The organism is Klebsiella sp. Q2 (assembly GCF_009900705.1).
In the GTDB taxonomy this organism is placed as follows: Bacteria; Pseudomonadota; Gammaproteobacteria; order Enterobacterales; family Enterobacteriaceae; genus Klebsiella; species Klebsiella quasipneumoniae.
Genome location: NZ_JAAABE010000004.1, coordinates 1 through 20887, shown reverse-complemented (window position 1 = coordinate 20887; position 20887 = coordinate 1). Strand labels below are relative to the sequence as shown.

The window sequence follows — 20887 nt, the reverse complement described above, 5'->3', positions numbered from 1 at the left end:
AAACCAATGAACGAAGATGATATCGCAATCGGCAGTTGCTCGCCGGAGCTGATCACGCTCCTGGACAGCGATGATATTCAGCCGGGTATGTCGGCTGGTTATCAGACCTGCAAAACGATTTACCTCTTCCACCCGTTGGGCGGGAAGATGGTGGATCGACCGATCAAGATGGCGATGAACGAATCGCGCACCGTTCACATTTCGCAGGCGTATGGCATTGAGCAGCGTCTCCGCGATGCGTTTGAGCGGGAGTGGAAAGCACTTGGCGCCGATAAGCACATCGCTAATGCGGCGCGCATCTCTCGCATTTACGGTGTTTCGGCGATCGCAATGCTGGTTGATAACCAGGAGCCGTCCACGGCGGTGGACTACCGCACGCTGTATAATCACAACGTGACATTCAACATTCTCGATCCGCTGAACACCGCGGGGAGCATCGTGCTTAACCAGGACCCGAACGCGCAGGACTTCCAGAAGGTTGACGGGATCAGGGTGGCGGGCAAGCCGTATCACAAATCCCGCTGCGTTGTGCAGCAGAACGAGGACCCGATTTATCTGGCCTATAACTCTGCGGCCTTTGGCTTTACCGGTCGCAGCGTATACCAGCGCGCACTGTTCCCGCTGAAATCCTTCATCCAGACCATGCGCACCGACGACATGGTTTCCGTGAAGGGTGGCTTGCTGGTAACGAAGATTCAGGGACCGAGCTCAGTCGTTAACAACATGATGCAGAAGCTCAGCGGCATCAAACGAATGATGCTGAAGCGAGGGAAGACAGGCGAGGTCCTGCAGATCGGCGCAAATGACAGCATCGAATCCATCGACCTGAGCAACCTGGAAAAGCCGCTCGACTCCTCCAGGAATCACATTCTGGAGAACATCGCGGCGGCAGCTGATATGCCGGCTATCATCCTGAACTCGGAAACGTTCGCCCAGGGCTTCGGTGAGGGGACGGAAGACGCTCGATCCGTTGCAGTCTACATCGACAACATCCGCGAGTGGCTTGAGCCACTGTATGACTATTTCATCCGTATTTGCCAGTATCGCGCCTGGAGCATTGAGTTTTTCAATTCTCTGCGTGCTGACTTCCCGGAGCTGAAAAATACCTACAGCCTGTACTTCTCATCGTGGATTAACAACTTCGAATATCGCTGGCCGTCATCCCTGAAAGAGCCGGAAAGCGAAAAAGTGAAGGTCGACGAAATCCGCTTTAAGGCGATCGTCAGCATGCTGGAAGTGCTGCTTCCACAGGTCAACACGGATGATGAGAACCGCGCTCTGCTTATCGAGTGGGCGCAGACCAACGCGAACGCTAACGAAAGCCTGTTCCCGCAGCGGCTCGATCTCGATATCGACTCGCTAAAAGCTAACCGCCCTCAGCAGCCGCAGGGAGAAGAGCCAGGCGGCGGGATGATGCTATGAAGACTTTCACGCGCACCGTACGCGAGGCGGTGAAGTTTTTTCTGCGCAATGGCTACACCTCGCGGCAGGAGCTGGAGCAATGGCAGGCCATTATCCGGCAGGCGGCCGAAAGCGAAACTGATGACGACTACATGAGCATGGTGTCGGATCGGTTGCGTAAGACCTATGACCTGCAGGTGAGCAAGGCTGGAGCGCTGGAGCGCCACAAAGGGCTTTCACGCTTCACGCTGAACTACATGGAGCCGAAGTTACGCAGCGAGCTGGATCGCCGCATCCTGGCCAGCGCTGACCTGATAAAGCTGAATCGCAAGAAAGCCATCGACACTACTCTGTCGCGGTTTAGCGGATGGGCCAGCAGCATTCCCTCAGCAGACAGCATTGCGCTGACCGGCATTCAGGGAACGATGCGGGAGACGGCGGCGCACATTCAGAAGGCCGCCGAGAAGGTGGACTATGAAGCGCGCCGCGTGATGATTGACCAGAGCCATAAGCTGATCGCCAATATCGACAACATCATCGCGACGGGCAACAACGCGATTGCTGCCGAGTGGCATAGCCACTGGCGCCAGCCAGGATACGACTACCGGGAAGATCACAAGGAGAGGGACAAGCAGATCTATCTCATCCGCGGGAACTGGGCGCAGAAAAATGGCTATGTCAAAGCTGGCCCTGCCGGCTATCTCGACGAAATTACGCAGCCTGGCGAAGAGGTTTTCTGTCGGTGCTACGTCACCTATCTGTACAACCTCCGCAGCATTCCCGAGGACATGCTGACCCAGAAGGGCCGCAAGTTCCTGGAGTCCATGAAAGCAGCATAGGAGCATTAAAACGTGGCTATTTTTGGCAGCGGGATAATGTTCCGTCAGGGGAAGTTCGTCTTCCTGATTCAGCGCTCGGATGATGGCACATGGTGCCAGCCGGGCGGGACGATAGAGCCGGGAGAGTTAGCCATAGACGCCGCACGGCGCGAGGTGCTGGAGGAAACAGGCTATCAGTACGATGGCCCGCTGACGCCGCACAGCGTACATGGTGACTACCTGACCTACCGCGCCGACGTGCCAGAGCAGTTCGAAGCGAAGATAAACGACGAATCGCTGGCCGCCGGATGGTTCCATATTGACGATCTGCCAAAGCCGCTTCATCAGCCATTCGCTGAAATGCTGGCGCAGCAGGCGCTCAATGAAACCGACGTGGCCGCGCTCATCGCTGACGGAACCCTCAGCAGCCCGCAATATTTTTACAACATGTGGATGTTCGCCATCCGGGTGACCGGAACAGGGGTTACCTGGCGATCTGCAGATCAACAGATGACCTTCCGTAACCCGGATGATTATCTCACCCCGGAATTTCTTCAGCGGGTTGCCGGACTACCCCTTATCTGGCTGCACCCGGAGAAAAATACACTTGATAGTGACGAGTTCGCGAAGCGCGTTATTGGCACCCTGACAAATGCCTGGGTTGCCGATAAGGGCGAAGTGTGGGCCGTTGCGCGAGTGTATGACGCTGAAGTCGCAGAAATTATGGCGACCAGGCAGTTAAGCACCTCACCAACCGTCAGGTTTTTTGAGGTTCCCGATTCAATCATCGAAATAGACGGTCAGCCTCTGTTAGTGGAGCCATCCCCCGAGCTGCTCGACCACGTTGCAATTTGTGAACAGGGCGTATGGGACAAGCTCCTTAACCCCACCGGTGTTAAATCTGATTCCATTCCCAAAGAGGCTGAAAAGATGGACGAGGAAAAAATCGTAGCGCTGATTAATAAGGCGATCGATGCACGTTTGGCTAAGGCTGATTCAGAAGCAGCAGACCTGAAAGCCAAAGCTGATGCCGAAGAAGCAGCCAAAAAAGAAAAGGCTGATGCTGAGGCAAAAGAAGCGGAAGAGGCGAAAGCTAAAGCCGACGCGGAAGAGAAAGCCGCGAAGGAAAAAGCTGACGCTGAAGCCAAAGAAAAGGCAGATGCCGAAGCGGCTGAGAAAATGGCAAAAGAAAAAGCCGACTCTCAAATCCGCCAGGAAATTGCAGAGCTTCGCTCCCGCATTCCTACCGAACTGAGCGACGAAGAGCGCAACGAAGTGGCAGAAGCGCAGGTGAAAGCCGATAGCGTCTTCTCCAGCTTTGGCAAGCGCGCCCCGATCCCGCTGTCCGGTGAAAAACCGATGGCGTATCGCCGCCGGCTGATGATTCAACTGCAGGAGCATTCGCCGGACTTCAAAGCCGTCGATCTCTCTGCCATCGCTGATTCGCAACTGCTGAGCACTGCCGAAAAGCATATCTACGCTGATGCGCAGAAGGCGGCCAGCCTGTCAGTCGGCCCGGGCATGTTGCGCGAGATTAAGCGCAAGGATGCTACCGGTCGCGAGATCAGCACCTTTGAAGGCGATCCCGCCGTCACCTGGGCGCCGTTCCAGTCTGGCAAGCGTCAGGTCACCAGTTTTAACAACCAGGCTTAACGGGAGCTCTGAAGCATGGCTAATTTATCTCTTAACCCGATGGCGACCACGAATGCCGCTGGTTCCTTCGGTGTGCAGTCTGATGGCTTCATTCAGGGCGTTGCTCTGGATGATCCGGCAAACCGCTTTAACCTGGCGTCAGGCACCGTCGCCGCCACCGAAACCAAGCCGCTGTGGGGTGGCCTGCCGGTTGCCGAGTTGCTGCCCGGCGTGAACTCCAGCCCTCGCGGGTCGACTATTCGTCGCGCTGTATCACTGGCTGAGCTCGAAGGCTTCACCGTCTTCAACCAGGCCCACAACGGGCTTACCACTCCGCAATCACCGGTTCCGCTGTATGCGTCCGGCATGAGCGTTTCATTCTATCGCCTTGGCTCCAACATGCGCGTTCCGCTGAAAGCTTCAGCGCAGGTGGTTGCGCTCGGAACCGCTGGCGCATCGGTGAAAACGCCGCTGGCGTGGGACTTCGTCAATAACCAGGTGACCACCGCAGCCGCGGCGGCTTTTGCCGGTGCTGACATTGCCACGACCGCTGTTACCTATTCGAACGGCGTGGCCACCGCCACCACCGCCTCTGCGCATGGACTGACCGCTGGCCAGTACGTGAAGATCAGCGGCGTAGCTCCGGCTGCCTATAACGGCACCGTCGTTGTGCTGAGCGTACCGAGTGCGACAACCTTCACCTATGCGCCTGCAAGCGCGCCGGGCGGCTCCGCAACCACGCAGGGCAATATCGGCGCTGTGGCTCAGGCAGATATCACCCTGCCGGTGAAAGTCATCTCCATCGAGAGCGGGAACTCGAAAACTGTCAACTATGACAGCGCTACGGGCTTCCTTACCTGGAACAACACCGACAGCTGCGCGCTGGTCTTACTTTAATCGGGAGCTTTAAATGGCTGCAATTACCCCCAGCTACACCATCGTCAACCCGTCGTACATTGCGCCGGAGTTGATCATTGGTTACCAGCAGGCGTCCGGTGCGTTCGAAACCATCGCCAGCGGTAACCCGCAGGTCCGCCTTGGCGTAGGCGACCAGTATGTTTATATGCGCCGCCTGGATATCCGCACCCAGGTGACCTCAAGCCAGTCCGGTAACGCCAACCAGCTGCCGAGCGTGGCGCTCGAGGCGCGCATGATCTCCACCCCAACCTACCTGTTCCGCTGCCGTGGTATCTACGATCACCACGACACCGCGGCGGCCGGCAACTGGAACGTGGCACTGCCAGAAGCTCAGCGTCTCGGCATGCGTCAGGGCATCTTCCAGCAGTTGCGCTCTGCGCTGCTGTACGGCATGAACCCGGCAGGCGGCGAAGGTCTGCTGAACACCGCAGGCGCGACCACCGAAACCCTTCCTGCGGACAGCAGCGGCAATACCACTGTGCTGACCTATGACCACGGACAGATGGCGGTCTATCTGCTGGGCCACGTGCAGGCCGCGCTGACCCGCACCATGCAACTTGGTCGCCAGCAGCGCGTCGTTATCCTCGGGCCGCAGCGCGTGCTTGGCGCGATGGAGATTCAGCAGATCGTTCAGCTGACCTCTTATCAGCGTCCTGGCGGCGGTACTGATACCGTCGGTGGAACTGTGAAAGAGGTGCTCCGCGGCGCGAATGTCCAGGTTGACTGGGTATACGACGACACGCTGATCGGCGCCGGTGCCGGCGGTACTGACGCGGTGGTTATCACCATCCCGGAAGTGGAAGTACCGATGGTCAACTCCACCGTGAACACCAACGAATTCGCCAAACTGAGCCCGTCTCTGGCGGCGAACGCCCTGATGTTCACCGACATGGCGGCACCGATGGAAATCCCGACGCCAATCCCCGGGGGCGCTATCGACGTGCTGTCAGAAATGCGCTCTACGGCTGGTTGGGCAGTCCGTCCGGAAGCTATCACCATCCTGTCGATGGCATACAGCTCCTAAAAAACGAAATTGAGAAGTGCTTAAGCCTCTGCATGGTTCGCTGTGCAGGGGCTTTTTTACGAGGGTAAACAATGAAACTGTTCATCGCCAACACTACCAAGCAGCGCCACATCTTCACTTTCCGCCAGCTGGAAACCGGGCGCCTCCGCCAGATCCCCATTGAGCACGGTTCGCAGATGCAGGTTCTGGATGGTTCGACCGAAGAAGTCGAAGCGGTTATTCAGCATCATCAGGTTTACGGCCTGGTTGACTCAACCAAAATCGACCAGAGCCAGGCATTTGTCGGCCTGTGCTACAGCATCAACAAACCAGTTTCCGCCAGCGTTATTGAGAAAACCATTCGCGATAACGATGGCCATCTTACCCGCGGCGCACATAACCGCCGGCAGGCATCCGTCGCTGCGCTGGATAACACATTGCGCGAAAGTGGTATCGGCTACGAGGGTGACATGGAATTCAGCGCAGAGCAGGCCAAGGGGCGCGATGACCATTCTGACGATCCGACCATCAACGAAAAAATTGTCACGCCGAAAGCCGGGAGCAAGAAGAAATGACCACCAGTCTGTCGGGATTTATCGAATTCGTTCGATCTGATATGGGCATCACCCCCGACCAGGTTCCCGACGACTCGCCGTCTTTTTCTCTCGCCTATGGCGGCGCCGTTGAATGGGTAAACCCTGACATCGCGTGCGTTATGCCGAACATGTACAGCATCGCGGTTTATAACCTTGGGGCGTCGTTTCTCATCAATTACGGGACAGAGGCCGTGTTCGCCAATTTCCGTAGCCAGTATGGGTTGAATGACTTCAAGGCCGGGGTTATCACCGGAGCAGGGGATAACTCTACCAGCGCACAGCGCCTGGTACCTGATTTCTTCAAAGACCTGTCGCTGGCAGACCTGCAGATGCTCCAGGACCCGTGGGGGCGCCGCTACCTGATGATCGCTCAGCAGTTCGGGAGTCTGTGGGGCTTGTCATGATCACCTTTCATCTGGGCGTTATTGATATCCCCTACGAGGGCGAGGACACCACGACGGGGAGCGTAGCGGAAGAGCTGGAAGCAAGGTATCAGATTATGCAGACGTTCTTTGACCGCTACGGGAACGACATCGCTGAGCTGATGAGCAAAGACCTCGCCGCAGCGCTTGAAAACATGTTCGCCGGCGCGCCGCCGGCCAAAGACCCGCTCGCTGAGTCAATGTCCAAAGTTCACGATCTCTTTGTCGGATTCCTCGATAACACTGAGATGAACGGCCTCCCTGGCGTACCAACGCGCCGCGCGCTTGAGGGCATATCGAAGCGCTTTAAAGGCAAAAAGGGGCCGCCGCGCCCTTCGTTCATTGATACAGGAACCTATCAGGCTGCTATGAGAGCCTGGGTAAGCGGGGTGCTGAATGCCTTCCCTGAGTGAGTTACAGAACGCCAAAACCGAGCTTAACGCTACCCTGACGCAGGGTCTGGATGATCTGAGCCGGTTTCAGGTGGTGACGTTCACGAAGTACATCAGAAAGGTGCTTCCGCTTGATGGATTCGTGTTCTGGGTGAAAGCCTCGGTCCTGTCTGACGATCCGAACAATGAGCCGGATACGGTGGATGTGAAAGGTTATTTGCACCTGACGACCGAAACCATTCAGGACGACGAGCAACTGTACGATCGCAACGTGGTGACGTTCACCGCGCAGGCGGACATCGACCCGTTTAACGACATCGGGTCAGAGGTGCTGTACATCGGCGAGTTTTTTGGCGTGCAGTTCTCGTTCTCCCGGCGTACCGGTCTGAATGAACCGGCGAACCTGTACCACTACACCGGAGAGGCTATTTTCCCGCACATGCGGTCGCAGATCATCAACTCTGCGGATGACATAGACCTCTCTGACGTGGTGGTGTCGAGCTCGTTGCCGATCTGGTTGGCCCTGAATCAGTACATGCCGATGTTCCCGGCGATGCTCTCAACGCAGAACCTTTCGCCGCCCTATGCGACAGTGAAATGCAGTAACACGTCACCGATCGCCGGCGCGTTCTATCTGGACGAGAAGCAAAACCAGTATCAGCTGGTATCGGAAGATGTGACGCTTTCGGTCACCGGCCTGCGTAACGCCAGCATTGAAGACTTTGTGCGGTATGTGCAGGACTACACGACCGGCGATGCCCCGGAGATGGGGATCATGAATATTCCCGTCGTGCAGGATGAGCGAGTCACTCAGAACGAGCTCAACATCATCGCCATGCGTAAGACCATCAAATTCAAAATCAATTATTACCAGCAACGGATGCGTAACTTAGCGCGCCAGCTGATCACGTCTGCAATTCCGTCCATTGACCCGGAGAAATAAGTAAATGGCAATTGTTAATATTAACGTGTCGGTGACGAATCCGCCGAAGCCCTCGCAGTTGTTAAAGTCCGGGGCGATGATTTCTATGGGCGGCACGACGCTGAATGCCGGTGAATATCAGCTGCTGACCAGCGAAACCGACCTGGCCGACATCCTCGCACCGGCGAAGACTATCTCAACGCTCGCCTGGGCTACTGGCGTGGTAACCGTCACGCTGGCTGCCGCTCACGGATGGACTAACGGATCACAGGTCCCGGTGATCATCTCCGGAGCGACTCCAGCGGGTTACAATGGCGCCTATACCGCAACGGTGACAGGTACCAACACTTTCACCTATCCGCTGACGACCAACCCCGGTACCGCAACGGCAATGGGTACGGTAAAAACGGTAGTACAGACCGAAATTTCCCAGATGAATACCTCGTTCTGGGCCCAGGGTAAAACGCGGGCTGTTTATGTTCTGGAGCTTGGTGCCGTGTCCATGACGGCAGCTGTCGCAGCGCTGACAAGCTTCATCGCTGAAGACGTCTCCCTGGGCAACACCTACCAGAAGTTTTTCTCCTATCTGGTACCGCGAGAATGGGATTCGGTTGCTGAATTTAAAACCCTGACCGGGCTTTATACCTCACCGGGAAGCCTGGTTTACTTCTTTGTCACCTCGACGATCGCCACCTATGAAGCGTGGACTGCGACGAAAAACAAAACTGTCTTTGCCGGCGTCGAGGCTCCGGATATTCCGGCGAGCGAGTTTTCCATGGCCGGCCCGTTCCAGTCGTCCCTGGCAAACGACCCGGGGTCGAGCAACATGGTGCCGCCGATGTCGTACCGCTTTATGTACGGCCTGACTGAATACCCGCTGGAAGGCAACAGCGCGCTGCTGAAATCGCTGCAGGACAGCAACATCAACTACATCGGCACCGGCGCCGAAGGTGGGCTCAGTAACAAAGTGCTGTTCACCGGCCGCATGCTCGATGGTAACCCGTTCAACTACTGGTATTCGGTGGCGTGGACGGCGATCAACCTTGAGCTCGACCTGGCGAATGAAATCATCAACGGCTCCAACACGACCGTTAACCCGCTGTACTACGAGCAGAAGGGCATTGACCGCCTGCAGCGTCGCGCTCTGAAAACCTTGCGTAATGGCATCAGCTACGGGCTGATCCTCGGTCGCGTCATTGACACGCAGCTGACGCAGGAAGATTTCAACACCGAGTATGACAAAGGCACTTACGCCGGCAACGCCGTGATCAACGCCGTTCCGTTCAGTAACTACAACAGCCTGAACCCCTCCGATTACCAGGAAGGCAAATATAACGGGCTGAGCGCCGTCATGACGCCGCGCCGCGGCTTCGAATCCATCACGTTTAACGTGAACGTAACGAACTTTGTAGGGGCGTAAAAAATGGCGAACCCATTAGTACCGCAGGGCTTTCTTAACCGCGTACGCGGGGCTCTTTCCGTCACGGATACACCGGCGCTGAACGTCTCGGCGTCGTACCTGGCAAAGGACGGCATTAGCCTGCGTCCGGACGGCCCGGCGACCGACATCATCCCTACGATGACCGGCACCGTCGGAAGCCAGGCACCGTATCAGCAGGTAACGCTGACCGTGCATCTCCTGAAAACCCAGGGGTTGGGCGAAAGCTACCGGCAGCGCTTTTTAACCGACACGTCGCTGGGTGAGCTCGTGGTGACGCCGGATGCAACGACGTTCGGCAATATCACGCTGCTCAACTGCTACCTGGTCAACTTCAATGAGCTGGCTTTCAGCGGGATGGACCCGGCTTTTGTGGTAACCATCAGCGGCTATATGGTTACCAACGACAACATGTGGGTGTAATGCATGAAAATTGACAAGAAACTGAATCTGGTCACCAACATTACCCGTGATGACGGCTCGATCGTCTACCTGCATGTGACGCCGTTCCCCTATGAGGTGGTAGAGGAATACTGTGTGTTGCTGGGTAATCTTTTTACCAACTTCATCACGCAGGTTGGGCCTCTTGGATCGGCGCGCGTGGCTGCCATGATGCTGAAAAAAAGGTTAAAGCAAGAGCAGGAGGCTCGGTTAGAGGACGGCAAATCACTTTCTGATCTGCCAAAGAGTTTAACCCTCGTTGATGAAATTCAGCGACTGACAGTCGTCATCCATAACGTCGGCGGCCAATGGAAAACCACGCCCCTTGAGGTGGCATTCAATCAGGGGATTATCGACCCTGATGAGTATCGCGAGGTCGAAGGCGAAGTGGTTTTTTTTATGGTTTCCTCTGCTATTCAGAAGGCAAACCTGATCGCGCCGACCGTGGGAACGGTGATCAAAATGTACGATGGGCAACTAACCTCATCGAGCGTTACGGCGTTCCGCGATTCGTTGCAGACGTCGAAGCCGGATACCGATACCCCGACCCAGAATGCCCCGCCGGAAACGTCATTTATACCCTCTTAGACTGGGCGTCTAATGAGGGCTTCTGGCAGGTGATAAGGGAGATCTCCGGCGAGGAGTATGCCAGCCCGGCGCAGTACCGGCAGCGCTACCTTCTCGCCGCGCTCAAAGAAAGAGGTTTCTTCAATGGTAGCTAAGTCGATCGTCGACATTGACGTAAATGACGACAAGTTTGTCGCGTTTATGGAAAGGTTTCGCGAATACCAGAGCGCGCTGGATGATTTACCGGAAGCCTGGCGGGTAGCTGCCGTTGGTATTGGCGAAAGCAGCAAGCAGACCGAAAAAGCCAAAGGTGAGGCGAAGGAGTTAGGCGCAGAGTTTAATGCCGTGGCCGAGGCCATTCTGACCATCAACAGCGGTATCGATCGGCTCAATACCAACCTGGAAGACTCGAAGAAAAAGCAGGACGAATTCAACAAAAGCACCCGATCTGCGAAGGGCTTCCTCAGTGATGCGACGAAAGACGCTAAATCGCTGGCAGGTCACATCAAGGAAGCGACGGCCAGCCTTCTTTCCTGGGGTGGCATTGTCGGGATATTTACCGGCGTCCTGGGCGTTGGCGGCCTGTTTGGCATCAACCGCCTGGCTGCCACCACCGGTGCCCAGCGGTTTACTTCTCTCGGGCTTGGGACGAGTATCGGCGCACTTGATTCCACCGCTATAAACTACCAGAAAGCGCTGGGTAATCCGGCGGGGACGCTGGGCGCTATCCGCGATTCACAAATGGACCTGTCGAAGCGCTGGACGTTTCAGGCGATGGGGATTAACAATCCCGACCAGGACCCTGCCAAACTGCTCCCGCAGATGATCCGCAACGCGCGCGATATCTTTGTGCAGAACGGCAGCACACTGCAGGGCGCACAGGCGCACGGCCTGACAAACTTCTTTACGCTGGACGACCTGAACCGCTTCAAAAACATGAGCGATGAGGAGATCACCGCCATGGAGAAGCGCGCGCAGCAGGATGCGCGCATGTTGCAAATTACCGACCAGCAGGCGCGCCAGTGGCAGGATTTTAACGTCCAGCTCGACTACAGCAGTCAGAGTATCAGAAACACGTTTGTGCGTGGCCTGGGTCCGCTCACGCCGCAACTGAGCAAGCTGTCTGATGCGCTGTCAGGCGCGATCGATACGGTCCTGAAATCCCCCGAACTCGGCAAGTGGATTGATGCGCTTGCCGGCGGCATTGAGCGGTTCGGTAATTACCTGGCTTCGCCGACGTTCAAAAGCGACGTTGAGTCGTTTATGTCGGGCGTTGAGCGGCTGGGGCGCGTCATCATGAAAGTGCTCGGCTGGCTCGATGGCGGATCGTCGGCGATGGACGATATAAAGTCCGGGTCCTCATTCCTGAATAATGACGTCCAGACCGATGCCGGCGGAAACCACTTCGTAAAAGGCGGTCTCAGCGACCCGAACACTCCAGCATTTTCGAAATGGCTGACTCGCCACCTCTACAGCTGGAGCGGAACGGCGCCGAAGGAGTATGACCAGTATTTCCTTGATGCAGCCAATAAGTACAACGTCGACCCGCGCTGGCTTAAAGCCATCACCGCGGGGGAATCTTCTTGGGATCAGAATGCTGTCAGCAAAGCAGGCGCTAAAGGGTTAATGCAGGTAATGCCTGGCAACTTCCAGCCGGGAGAAAATCCATTTGACCCGCGGGACAACATCATGGCCGGCGCTCGCGTTTTCTCCTGGGCGATGCAGAGCGCGAATGGTGACCTCGACGAGGCGCTGCGTTATTACAACGGCGGAAGCCGCCGCGGTAGTGCAGAAAACAGGGCTTATCCCGGCAGGATCAGGGAAAAGTATGCTGAGATGTATGGCGCACCGAAGAGCAATGATGCTACCGGCGTCGATAGTTCAGAGATTGCCAAGAACACCTCGAAAACTAACCAGCTCCTGCAGCAAATCGTCGATAACCACGGTAATAGCGGTAGGGAGATCGTCGTTTACAACAACACGGGTGGGAACGCCATTGTCTCCGGCGCCCTTCTTAGCGGAGTGCGATAGATATGGGATTCACTCGCGAACTGTATAAGCTGGGTTTTGAAGTCTCGCCGGTGATTCTGTGCAACGGGATTGCGCAGAGCATCCCCGGCGGAATGCTGCCCATTGTAGCTTTGACGCAGAGCGCGAGCTTTGTCACAGGGCTTTTGGGCGGCGCATTCAACCTTACTGACCTCGATAAATATTTTTGCCACTGGAAGCCGGTTCAGGGTGGGACGATGGTCGATTACGACATCGCCAAATACCCGTTTGCTAACCAGACCGTTGCCGCTAACGCGCTACTTGCTCAGCCTTTGCGCATTACGTTGATGATGGATGCTCCGGTGAATGAAAATACTGGAGCGATGACAAAATTCGTCACTCTCAGTGCGCTGCAAGCTGTTCTTCAGGCGCATGCAAACCTTGGCGGCACCTATATAGTCGCTACGCCAGCGCTGTTTTATAGCGGCTGTATATTGCGTACGGTTAAGGACATGACCAGTTTTAATGAGGCTGTGCCTCAGCGATCCTGGTTATGGGATTTTGAGCAGCCGCTGGTATCTGAAACAGGGGCCGAGCAGGCGGTTAACAGTTTCCTGAGCAAAATCAATGGAGGAACCCGGCAAACGGATGCGTCATGGACAAACACTGTCGCAGCCCTCGGGAATACCTCTCTCGGCGGTACCGTGTCAGGCGCCGCGAATGACATAGTAGGCCTCATCGGTAAGCTGAGCGGGGAGTTTGGCCTATGACGACGGATACCTACACGTTTACCGGCAATGAAAGAGAGAGCGTAGCTTTTACTCCGACGCTGGATGGAACGGTTTATAACTGCCAGGTGAAGTGGAATATCGCGGCGCAACGCTGGTACATCCTGATCACCGACAATTCCGGCAATACTATTCTGAACACCCCCGCGGTGGGCTCTACCAATGGAGCCGGCATAAATCTGATAGCTGGCGTTTTCTCCGGAACAACCATGATCTGGCGGGAGCAAAACGGCGTAATTGAGGTGACCAGCTGATGAGGTATTACGATTTCCAGATTTTTGACCAGAAAGGGAAGTTATACCGCCAATACAAAAGCCTTGATGCCTATGGCAATTATAACCCTGGATGCCTGATGGTGGAGTTCGACATTCAGCGATATGGAATGTCCACGCCTATAGGGTCAAGTCTCGTAAGGGTGTATGGCGTCAGCATTAAAGAAATGCAGCAGGCAGAGCAAAACATGTTCGGCATGACCATTAAGGGATTTGTCGGTATGTCGAAAGGTTTGCCGCTGGCCAAATCCTCCCAGAGCGGGATGATTCTGGAAGGCATTATTCAACAACCATTCGGTAACTGGCAGGGGCTCGATCTGTCTCTGGACATGATTATTACGGCTGGGGCTGGATCAGTGGATAATCCGGCGAACATTACAATGCCGTGGATAAAGGGGCAAAAGCTGTCTGTTGCGCTATTTTTTGCGCTTCAACGCGCCTTCCCAGGATACAAAATAAATATCAACATCAGCGATTTACTGGTTCTGAATTACGATTCGCCGATTTACTGTTCAACCATGCAGCAACTTGCGTCTAACCTGAAAAATCTGAGCCGTAGCATTATCCGTGATGAGAATTATCTCGGCGTGGAAATGGCCATGTTCCCGGGAAAAGAAATCAGGGTATGGGACAGCGCCGCTACTGAGAAAAAGAAAACTCCCATTCAGCTCGAGTTTACCGATCTCGTCGGCCAGCCGGTGTGGATTGAATACAACCGGGTGATGATCACCTGCGTGATGAGGGCTGATATTCAGGTGGGCGACTACGTGAGGATGCCTGCAGGCGCAATGGCAGTAACGCAGGCCTCATCATATTCTCAGTATCGCAGTAAAAGCGCCTTTTCCGGCGTGTTCGCTGTGCAGACCTGCAGATGTGTAGGAAACAGCAGGCAGCCAGACGCTGCAAGCTGGGTAACCATCTTTGAGGCGTATGTGACGCAGGAGGCCTGATCGTGACTATAAGTCAGCGGCTTAACTTCGCCAAGAGCATGAACAATTTCGCTGAGGTAAAAATTGCCGAAGCGATGGAGTTGGTCGGAAAGATATTGCCTGCAACTGTCGTCAGGCAGTCAGGGAAAATGATCACTGTCTCGTTCAGCCTGACTAATATCCCATTCACCTTGCCACAGGTAACTATTCCTCTTTTTGGTCCGGAGTACGTGCGCTATCCAATGCAGCCAGGAGATCGGGGGATTGTGATCCCTGCTGATACCTATATCGGCGGGATGAGCGGCCTTGGTGGCGGCGTTGCCGATCTGACTCAGCCGACGAACCTCAGCGCACTGGTTTATCTGCCGATCAGCAATACCGAGTGGCAGGATGTCGACGGGCAGGTGGTGACGGTATACGGCCCTGAGGGTGTAACGCTGCGCGACAGCGGCAGCAACACGACGTTTCTCCTGAAGCCTGACAGCATCGCTATTTCCACACCTGACAGCTTCACCGTCACCGTTGGCGGGACAGTTTTCTCACTGACCGGTAGCAAATGGAGCCTTTCAGGAGAGGCAGGTCACCTGCAGGATTCAGTGGCCAGTACCAGCCCGGCAATCATGCACGCTGGATGGCAGTCGCTTCTGGCCTGGCTTAACAGCCATGAACATTCAAACGGCAACGATGGAAATGATACCGGGGGGCCGACTTCAACGTTTAACGGGAGTATCACCGAGTGAGAACTTATGGCCGAAACTCTGAGGGGAAGTGGGTCCTGGTGGAAACCGACGAAAATGGGTTTAATGACTCGGTGTATTTGACCACCCTGATCCAGAATCTGAAACTGGCGCCGCAGGAGTCGCCATTTTACGCCAATAACGGAATCCCGGCCGCCGGGTCAGTGATCCAGCAAATCCTGCCGACGTATTACGTAAACCGTATTCAGAAACAGTTCAGCCAGTATTTTTCCTCGCTGCAGATTGCGCTGATCAGCGACGACCCGCCTGTTTATAACATCTCGGCAATCACAAACGCAGGTTCAAAAATAATTACACAGGTGGCCGTATGAGCGATTTACCAGTCAGCTATACGTCAGCAGGCCCGGTGCCTCTGACGGCGGAAGAGCTACGAGCACAGCTCGTCTCTCAGGCCATTGCGTTATCTCCCGGCCTCACTACTGATTTGCCAGGCTCTCTGATTGAAGACGTGGCCAGCACCGATGTCGGCGCGCTTATCGTCTGCGATCAGGCGAGGGTTGACCTGATTAACTCAGTGGGGCCGCTAAAGGCTAACCTCGCCATGCTGGCGCTTCTCGCGCAGCAGGCTGGTATCCCTGGGCAGAAAACGGCTGGCACGACAACAGTCCCTGTTCAGTTTTCCGGCCCGGCTGGGTTTGTTATCCCACAGGGGTTTATTGTTTCTGATGGCACACATACTTATTCCGTTAGTGATACTACGATAATCTCGTCGTCCGGTGTATCTGCCAGCGTGTCATGCGAAGGAACGGAGACCGGGACCTGGGCGGTGCCGGTAAATACGGTTAACCAGATAATCACTAGCCTTCCTTCTGACGTCACCATCACCTGTACCAACCCGATCGCCGGTACTCCGGGTGCTGACCCGGAAACGAACTATCAGTTTCGTGATCGAGTATGGCAGGCGCAGATGGCCACAGTTCAGGGATATCCTGGATTTATCCGGCAATATCTCACCAGCCTTGATAACGTGCAGGCGCGCCTGGTTTCTGTCATTCAGGACGGGGATAAGTGGATAGTCATGTGCGCCGGCGGTGATATTTACGATATTGCTGGCGCGCTCTATAAGTCGGCGGGGGATATCAGCCGGCTGAAAGGGTGTTCACTGAACGTAACGGGGATCACGAATGCAAATCCTGGCGTCGTCAGCACAGACCTGACTCATGGCTACACTGACGGACAGGTTATCCGGATCACTGGCGTTACCGGGATGACGGGCATTAATGACGTTCCTCTGACCGTGACGGTACTGTCTACTCACACTTTTTCCATCGGGATTGACACCACTTCATCCGGGACCTGGGGAGGCGGCGGCGAGGTGACGCCGAACTTCAGAAACAATACCGTGACGGTGAATGACTGGCCTGATAACTACGTGATCCCGTTCGTGACACCATTGCTGCAGCGGGTTACAGTGACGTATCAGTGGAGGACAGAAAGTGTTAACTACCTGACAGATGCCACGGTCGCCTCTCTGGTCTCGTCGCCTACGATTCAGTATGTGAACGGCATATTCGCCGGGAAACCTCTGAACGTTAATAACCTGAAAGACGCATTTTTGCAGGCGATTAACTCGACAATCGACATGGGGCTGATCAGCACTTTAAACGTCGTGGTCACCATCAATGGTGTGATAACACCACCGGATGCCGGGACGAATATTATCAGCGGCGATAAGTTCAGTTATTTTTATATCGCGTCGGATGGCGTGATCGTAACAGGGGCGTAGCATGCTGGACGATATCATCCGGTCGTATATGTATACGCAATACAACGACGATGACAATCTGCGGGCGTTTTTTACTGCGTATAACTCGATAGCGCAGGGCATTTATGACTGGATGGTTAATGCCAACCTGCCGATTTTCATCGGTGAATACAATACCGGTGACCAGCTCCGGTGGATTGCCCATGGCATCTATGGCGTGTTGCCGCCGGTGATTTCCAGCAGCGAACAGCAGGAGATAGGCCCATATAACACCTTCGAATTTAACCAACTGGCATTCAATGAGTACCGGGTGATTGACCAGTCGAACCAGGTTGTTGTCTCCGATGACCTTTTTAAGCGGATCATGACCTGGAATTTTTACAAAGGTGACGGCTTCTGTTTCTCTATTCCATGGATAAAGCGGCGTGTTCTGCGGTTCCTGTTGGGAGTGAATGGCACCGATATCCTCAATGACCAGCGGTGGAGTATATCGATCCAGTTTGTGGATGGCGGGATCGTGATATCCATCTATAAGGGGCGCCGCAGGTTCACGCGGAGCGCTATCTACAACGCATCGGCCTATAACTCCAGGAAGTACAACCAGAAGGACACGGCCTTTGTGATCACCGAGGATTTCGAGTTTGCCATATTCTTCAAGCAGGCCATGGATAGCGGGCTGCTGCACATGCCGTTCTATCAGACAGTAACCGTTGAGATTATTGATTGATGCAATGCACTAATAGTGTAGAATTTATGAGTCAATAAAATTCTCCGGGGTCGTTATGAAAAGAATGATACTTGTATTAACAATTTCATTTTTTCTTGCTGGATGTGGAACGAATGCTTATAAAAAATCTAGAGATTTCTCTTCTGCTGAAACTTTGCAAGAAAAAAGAGATGCCTTAATTAAATGGATGCCATCATATAATGGTCAATTGCAAAATTTCCCAAAAATAAGGAATGAGTTAATTGGTTTGAATGGCGAGAATGAAGCATTTCTTAATGGTCTTGTTTTAACCTGCTTCAACTCAAAAGATGAAAGTTGCACTTATGATTACTATTCAAAAGAGGTTGATAGGCTAAATAATCAGAAGTGCGACAAAGACATTTCATGTGTTAGAAGCAGGGAAGTAATGAATGCATCGAATGAACTCAATAGCGTTTATTACTTGGTTATGGCCAGAAATAAATATGACCAAGCTGAGTTTGATTTGTATATAAGGAACCTTTGCCGTGCTGCTGGTATCGGTCAGAGGCGAGGGATTTCTTTGGAGCAAATGTTAAATGACGTTAACCAAGAGCCAGGGTTATCACCTGAAGTAAGAAGTCAATTTGCTGATGTTGCAAGATCATGTTGGATTCTAAGCAAGAACGGAATTGATGATGCAACAACAACGATACGAAACGCATATTAAAACAAGAGTAATCAACAAAAAATAACCCGCTTCGGCGGGTTTTTTTATGCCTATATCCCGGAGGAGACATGGCACTAACCCTTTTGGCTACAAACAACGCAGAAAGCACGCTGGCTTCTGCTATCAGCGCTACCGACACGTCGCTGATCGTTAGCGCTGGAACTGGTGCCGAGTTCCCTGACGCTGTGGCAGGCGAGAGCTACTTTAAACTCACTCTCACCGATGCCGCCACCGGCTCACAGGTTGAGATCGTGAACGTGATAGCCAAGGCTGGGGACATCTTCACGATTGAGCGTGCACAGGAAGGAACGCTGGCTCGTGCGTGGGCGGCAAACGACATGGTTGCCAACATGATGACGGCGGATACGCTGAACATTATCGCTCAATATTCCCAGCAGGCAGCTGCATCAGCGGAGCTGGCTGGAGAGTATGCAGGTGATGCTTCTGACTACGCACGGAATAAGTTCACGTTCTTTAAGACCGCCAGCGATCCTGATGGCACGATTGCCGGGCTGGCCGCAACGACTGAGGGGCAGTCATTCTGGGTAGCCCAGGGCCCAGATGCGCTTTCTGCTGCATGGCAGTATCAAAACAAAGCTGGCGTGGCCGTGTTACAGGCAAAACAACCAGGCACCGCGGCTATAACCAGCACTATCCGTCTGTATGAAAACCTTGCTGCCGCTCAGGCCGACGTTGCGGCGGGAAATATCCTCGCAAATGCTCGTTGTTATGTCCGGGAAGTGGGTGAAACCATATCATCAGCAGAATATCAGAACATTTCTGGAGTGTTGCAGGAAACTGGCGTAGTAATTCCTGTTGGGGAGTCTTTAGTTAATCTTTCAGGACTTAACAAATACACTCGTTTTATTTTTCCTGAAGATGGAGAGTATGATTTCGGAATTCCATTTGATGTGCTTTTGGAGGACGCAGAGCACAATATAATTTACACTTTAAATGGTAATAAGTTTAAATTTTATGGAGATGTTGAGTTTGATTCAGTTGAAACAGGTGTCATAACTGTAAATGGTGTACCTGTTGATTTAAGCGGAATTCTTTCGCCAGATGAAAAAGAAAATCTCGTTGCCTTTAGTGATATGACTAAGTTTAGCTCCGCTGATGATACTGGTGAATTTGAGTTCGGTTTTGGTTTTGACGTTATCCTTGAAGATATGAACGGAAATCTTGTTTATGGCATAAAGGGAACCGAAATACGATGGTTCACGTCCGCAAGGTTTCCTGCTATTAATTGTGATTCATTAATGGTTGAAGGTGTTAACGTTGACCCCAATGGCATTCCTACAGCTAGTGAAAGGGATGCCCTTAACGCGTATTCGACATCGACAGTGATAAGAGACCCTGCGGAGTTCGCATTCAATCCTAAAGTTGCTTTAATGGATTCTCAAAATAATACTCTAATTGATTACGAAGAGTACAACGAGAAGAAAAAGAACTGGGATGAAGCGTGGGAAATAACTCAACAAATAAAACCACAGGAAACAAACCAACTTTGCCCGTGGTCTGAACTTGACTCAAATGGTAAGTACCAGGTATCCGTAATGGATATTTCCACTAACCAGCAGATACAGGTAACGAGCGGGACGAGCAATGAAACCAGCCCACGCCCTGACGTTCTGGATCGTATCGTGTGGCAATCAGACCGTGCTGACCCTCCTCCGGGAGGCCTGTTTTACGCACAACTACCCGACTTTACTCCGCATGCTTATATTGCGCGTAAAAAAATCGTTGGATGGGGTCATTCATTTATTAACAATGGAGCATTCCTGCGACGGATTTACCAGCTTACCGGGTTGCCTACCTACAACTTTGGACTAGCCGGGCAGACCAGTGATGCTATCGCGGCTCGCCAGGGTGGAGCACCTGCATATTACGCCCCAGTCGGTGGATCTATACCGGCAAGTGGCGCGGTGACACTTACCCCTGCTGTCCCTGGGCCATGCCGCTCCCTGGCTGCTCCGGTTGCTTTAAAGGGCAATCTTGCGGGAGTTGACGGCACTTTTACCTGGGATGGAACAAGCGCTGTATTTACCCGTGAAACAGCAGGAGATGCTGTTCCTGTATCGGTGCAAGTGCCTTTATTTGTGTACCCAATAACAACCGTTAACGTAACGGGTAGTATATCCAAAGACACGCAGTTTGATCTGCACGATGAATGCATAAACATTTTCTGGATTGGGCGAAATAATCTAAGCGAAACCGATTTGATTATGCAAAACATGGTGTCTATGGTTGAATATGTTAAAAACATTGGTCAGAAAATCGTGATTCTGGCTGAATTTAACTCATCCGGAGAGCCAACCGGATCAGCTGGTTTTAATCAGATGACAGAGTTAAACCGACGCTACAAAGAAAAGTATCCGGATTTTTATTGTGAAATTGACGGTGTGGATGTTCTCCAGAATTTCATTAATAATGCAAACCCGGATTCACCAGATGATATGTCAGACGTTGCCTCGGGATTAA

Annotated in this window: 21 protein-coding genes and 1 pseudogene; all 22 read left to right on the top strand. The window is 53.6% G+C overall.

What is annotated here, in order from left to right; genetic code table 11:
* The first annotated feature begins 6 nt into the window (after positions 1-6).
* Entirely contained in the window at positions 7-1422 is a 1416-nt protein-coding gene (locus GT756_RS15550; RefSeq protein ID WP_160124893.1) for a phage portal protein, read from the top strand.
* Positions 1419-2240 carry a hypothetical protein gene (locus GT756_RS15545; protein WP_160124892.1) on the top strand — a complete coding sequence of 274 codons (822 nt, stop codon included), beginning with the start codon at positions 1419-1421 and terminating at the stop codon, positions 2238-2240. The genes GT756_RS15550 and GT756_RS15545 overlap by 4 nt, the downstream gene beginning before the upstream one ends.
* A gap of 12 nt (positions 2241-2252) precedes the next feature.
* Positions 2253-3872 carry an NUDIX hydrolase gene (locus GT756_RS15540; RefSeq protein WP_160124891.1) on the top strand — a complete coding sequence of 540 codons (1620 nt, stop codon included), beginning with the start codon at positions 2253-2255 and terminating at the stop codon, positions 3870-3872.
* Positions 3873-3887: 15 nt separating this feature from the next.
* Positions 3888-4748 carry a hypothetical protein gene (locus GT756_RS15535; RefSeq protein ID WP_160124890.1) on the top strand — a complete coding sequence of 287 codons (861 nt, stop codon included), beginning with the start codon at positions 3888-3890 and terminating at the stop codon, positions 4746-4748.
* 13 nt (positions 4749-4761) lie between these two features.
* Positions 4762-5793, top strand: coding sequence for a hypothetical protein (locus GT756_RS15530; protein WP_042632526.1), 1032 nt, complete (start codon positions 4762-4764; stop codon positions 5791-5793).
* Positions 5794-5864: 71 nt separating this feature from the next.
* Positions 5865-6347, top strand: coding sequence for a hypothetical protein (locus GT756_RS15525; protein ID WP_042632527.1), 483 nt, complete (start codon positions 5865-5867; stop codon positions 6345-6347).
* Positions 6344-6772, top strand: a complete 429-nt coding sequence (locus tag GT756_RS15520) for a hypothetical protein (RefSeq protein ID WP_065801574.1) — start codon at positions 6344-6346, stop codon at positions 6770-6772. The genes GT756_RS15525 and GT756_RS15520 overlap by 4 nt, the downstream gene beginning before the upstream one ends.
* Positions 6769-7203 (top strand): hypothetical protein, encoded by a 435-nt coding sequence (locus GT756_RS15515; protein WP_108704892.1) that lies wholly within the window; start codon positions 6769-6771, stop codon positions 7201-7203. Before GT756_RS15520 ends, GT756_RS15515 begins: the two co-directional genes overlap by 4 nt.
* The gene (locus tag GT756_RS15510) at positions 7187-8125 is read left to right on the top strand and encodes a hypothetical protein (protein ID WP_001139600.1); all 939 of its coding nucleotides are present in this window, start codon (positions 7187-7189) and stop codon (positions 8123-8125) included. Before GT756_RS15515 ends, GT756_RS15510 begins: the two co-directional genes overlap by 17 nt.
* A gap of 4 nt (positions 8126-8129) precedes the next feature.
* Positions 8130-9524, top strand: a complete 1395-nt coding sequence (locus GT756_RS15505; protein WP_155106104.1) for a hypothetical protein — start codon at positions 8130-8132, stop codon at positions 9522-9524.
* Positions 9525-9527: 3 nt separating this feature from the next.
* Positions 9528-9965, top strand: a complete 438-nt coding sequence (locus tag GT756_RS15500) for a hypothetical protein (protein WP_047048748.1) — start codon at positions 9528-9530, stop codon at positions 9963-9965.
* A gap of 3 nt (positions 9966-9968) precedes the next feature.
* Positions 9969-10571, top strand: coding sequence for a hypothetical protein (locus GT756_RS15495; RefSeq protein WP_160124889.1), 603 nt, complete (start codon positions 9969-9971; stop codon positions 10569-10571).
* A gap of 123 nt (positions 10572-10694) precedes the next feature.
* Positions 10695-12581 (top strand): lytic transglycosylase domain-containing protein, encoded by a 1887-nt coding sequence (locus tag GT756_RS15490; RefSeq protein ID WP_254067480.1) that lies wholly within the window; start codon positions 10695-10697, stop codon positions 12579-12581.
* 2 nt (positions 12582-12583) lie between these two features.
* Positions 12584-13309: a hypothetical protein gene (locus GT756_RS15485; RefSeq protein ID WP_160124887.1), complete on the top strand. Its 726-nt coding sequence runs from the start codon at positions 12584-12586 to the stop codon at positions 13307-13309.
* The gene (locus GT756_RS15480) at positions 13306-13581 is read left to right on the top strand and encodes a hypothetical protein (RefSeq protein ID WP_160124886.1); all 276 of its coding nucleotides are present in this window, start codon (positions 13306-13308) and stop codon (positions 13579-13581) included. The genes GT756_RS15485 and GT756_RS15480 overlap by 4 nt, the downstream gene beginning before the upstream one ends.
* On the top strand, positions 13581-14549 hold the full coding sequence (locus GT756_RS15475) for a hypothetical protein (protein WP_160124885.1): 969 nt from the start codon (positions 13581-13583) through the stop codon (positions 14547-14549). The genes GT756_RS15480 and GT756_RS15475 overlap by 1 nt, the downstream gene beginning before the upstream one ends.
* Before the next feature lie 2 nt (positions 14550-14551).
* Positions 14552-15268 carry a hypothetical protein gene (locus GT756_RS15470; RefSeq protein ID WP_160124884.1) on the top strand — a complete coding sequence of 239 codons (717 nt, stop codon included), beginning with the start codon at positions 14552-14554 and terminating at the stop codon, positions 15266-15268.
* A complete protein-coding gene (locus GT756_RS15465; protein WP_004884185.1) occupies positions 15265-15597 on the top strand; it encodes a hypothetical protein in 333 nt (110 codons plus the stop codon). The genes GT756_RS15470 and GT756_RS15465 overlap by 4 nt, the downstream gene beginning before the upstream one ends.
* Complete coding sequence (locus tag GT756_RS15460; protein ID WP_160124883.1) at positions 15594-17012, top strand: ubiquitin-activating E1 FCCH domain-containing protein; 1419 nt, start codon at positions 15594-15596, stop codon at positions 17010-17012. The genes GT756_RS15465 and GT756_RS15460 overlap by 4 nt, the downstream gene beginning before the upstream one ends.
* Before the next feature lies 1 nt (position 17013).
* The gene (locus tag GT756_RS15455; protein ID WP_160124882.1) at positions 17014-17718 is read left to right on the top strand and encodes a hypothetical protein; all 705 of its coding nucleotides are present in this window, start codon (positions 17014-17016) and stop codon (positions 17716-17718) included.
* Between the two features lie 55 nt (positions 17719-17773).
* On the top strand, positions 17774-18406 hold the full coding sequence (locus GT756_RS15450; RefSeq protein ID WP_160124881.1) for a hypothetical protein: 633 nt from the start codon (positions 17774-17776) through the stop codon (positions 18404-18406).
* A gap of 68 nt (positions 18407-18474) precedes the next feature.
* Positions 18475-20887, top strand: a pseudogene (locus tag GT756_RS26240) (hypothetical protein); the annotation flags it as partial.

Excerpts from the sequence above, each read along its gene's own strand:
- GT756_RS15460 (WP_160124883.1), top strand. The coding sequence starts at position 15,594 with ATGAGCGATTTACCAGTCAGCTATACGTCAGCAGGCCCGGTGCCTCTG.
- GT756_RS15530 (WP_042632526.1), top strand. The coding sequence starts at position 4,762 with ATGGCTGCAATTACCCCCAGCTACACCATCGTCAACCCGTCGTACATT.
- GT756_RS15450 (WP_160124881.1), top strand. The coding sequence starts at position 17,774 with ATGAAAAGAATGATACTTGTATTAACAATTTCATTTTTTCTTGCTGGA.
- GT756_RS15550 (WP_160124893.1), top strand. The coding sequence starts at position 7 with ATGAACGAAGATGATATCGCAATCGGCAGTTGCTCGCCGGAGCTGATC.
- GT756_RS15535 (WP_160124890.1), top strand. The coding sequence starts at position 3,888 with ATGGCTAATTTATCTCTTAACCCGATGGCGACCACGAATGCCGCTGGT.
- GT756_RS15510 (WP_001139600.1), top strand. The coding sequence starts at position 7,187 with ATGCCTTCCCTGAGTGAGTTACAGAACGCCAAAACCGAGCTTAACGCT.
- GT756_RS15500 (WP_047048748.1), top strand. The coding sequence starts at position 9,528 with ATGGCGAACCCATTAGTACCGCAGGGCTTTCTTAACCGCGTACGCGGG.
- GT756_RS15505 (WP_155106104.1), top strand. The coding sequence starts at position 8,130 with ATGGCAATTGTTAATATTAACGTGTCGGTGACGAATCCGCCGAAGCCC.
- GT756_RS15515 (WP_108704892.1), top strand. The coding sequence starts at position 6,769 with ATGATCACCTTTCATCTGGGCGTTATTGATATCCCCTACGAGGGCGAG.
- GT756_RS15455 (WP_160124882.1), top strand. The coding sequence starts at position 17,014 with ATGCTGGACGATATCATCCGGTCGTATATGTATACGCAATACAACGAC.
- GT756_RS15480 (WP_160124886.1), top strand. The coding sequence starts at position 13,306 with ATGACGACGGATACCTACACGTTTACCGGCAATGAAAGAGAGAGCGTA.
- GT756_RS15495 (WP_160124889.1), top strand. The coding sequence starts at position 9,969 with ATGAAAATTGACAAGAAACTGAATCTGGTCACCAACATTACCCGTGAT.
- GT756_RS15545 (WP_160124892.1), top strand. The coding sequence starts at position 1,419 with ATGAAGACTTTCACGCGCACCGTACGCGAGGCGGTGAAGTTTTTTCTG.
- GT756_RS15490 (WP_254067480.1), top strand. The coding sequence starts at position 10,695 with ATGGTAGCTAAGTCGATCGTCGACATTGACGTAAATGACGACAAGTTT.
- GT756_RS15525 (WP_042632527.1), top strand. The coding sequence starts at position 5,865 with ATGAAACTGTTCATCGCCAACACTACCAAGCAGCGCCACATCTTCACT.
- GT756_RS15475 (WP_160124885.1), top strand. The coding sequence starts at position 13,581 with ATGAGGTATTACGATTTCCAGATTTTTGACCAGAAAGGGAAGTTATAC.
- GT756_RS15520 (WP_065801574.1), top strand. The coding sequence starts at position 6,344 with ATGACCACCAGTCTGTCGGGATTTATCGAATTCGTTCGATCTGATATG.
- GT756_RS15485 (WP_160124887.1), top strand. The coding sequence starts at position 12,584 with ATGGGATTCACTCGCGAACTGTATAAGCTGGGTTTTGAAGTCTCGCCG.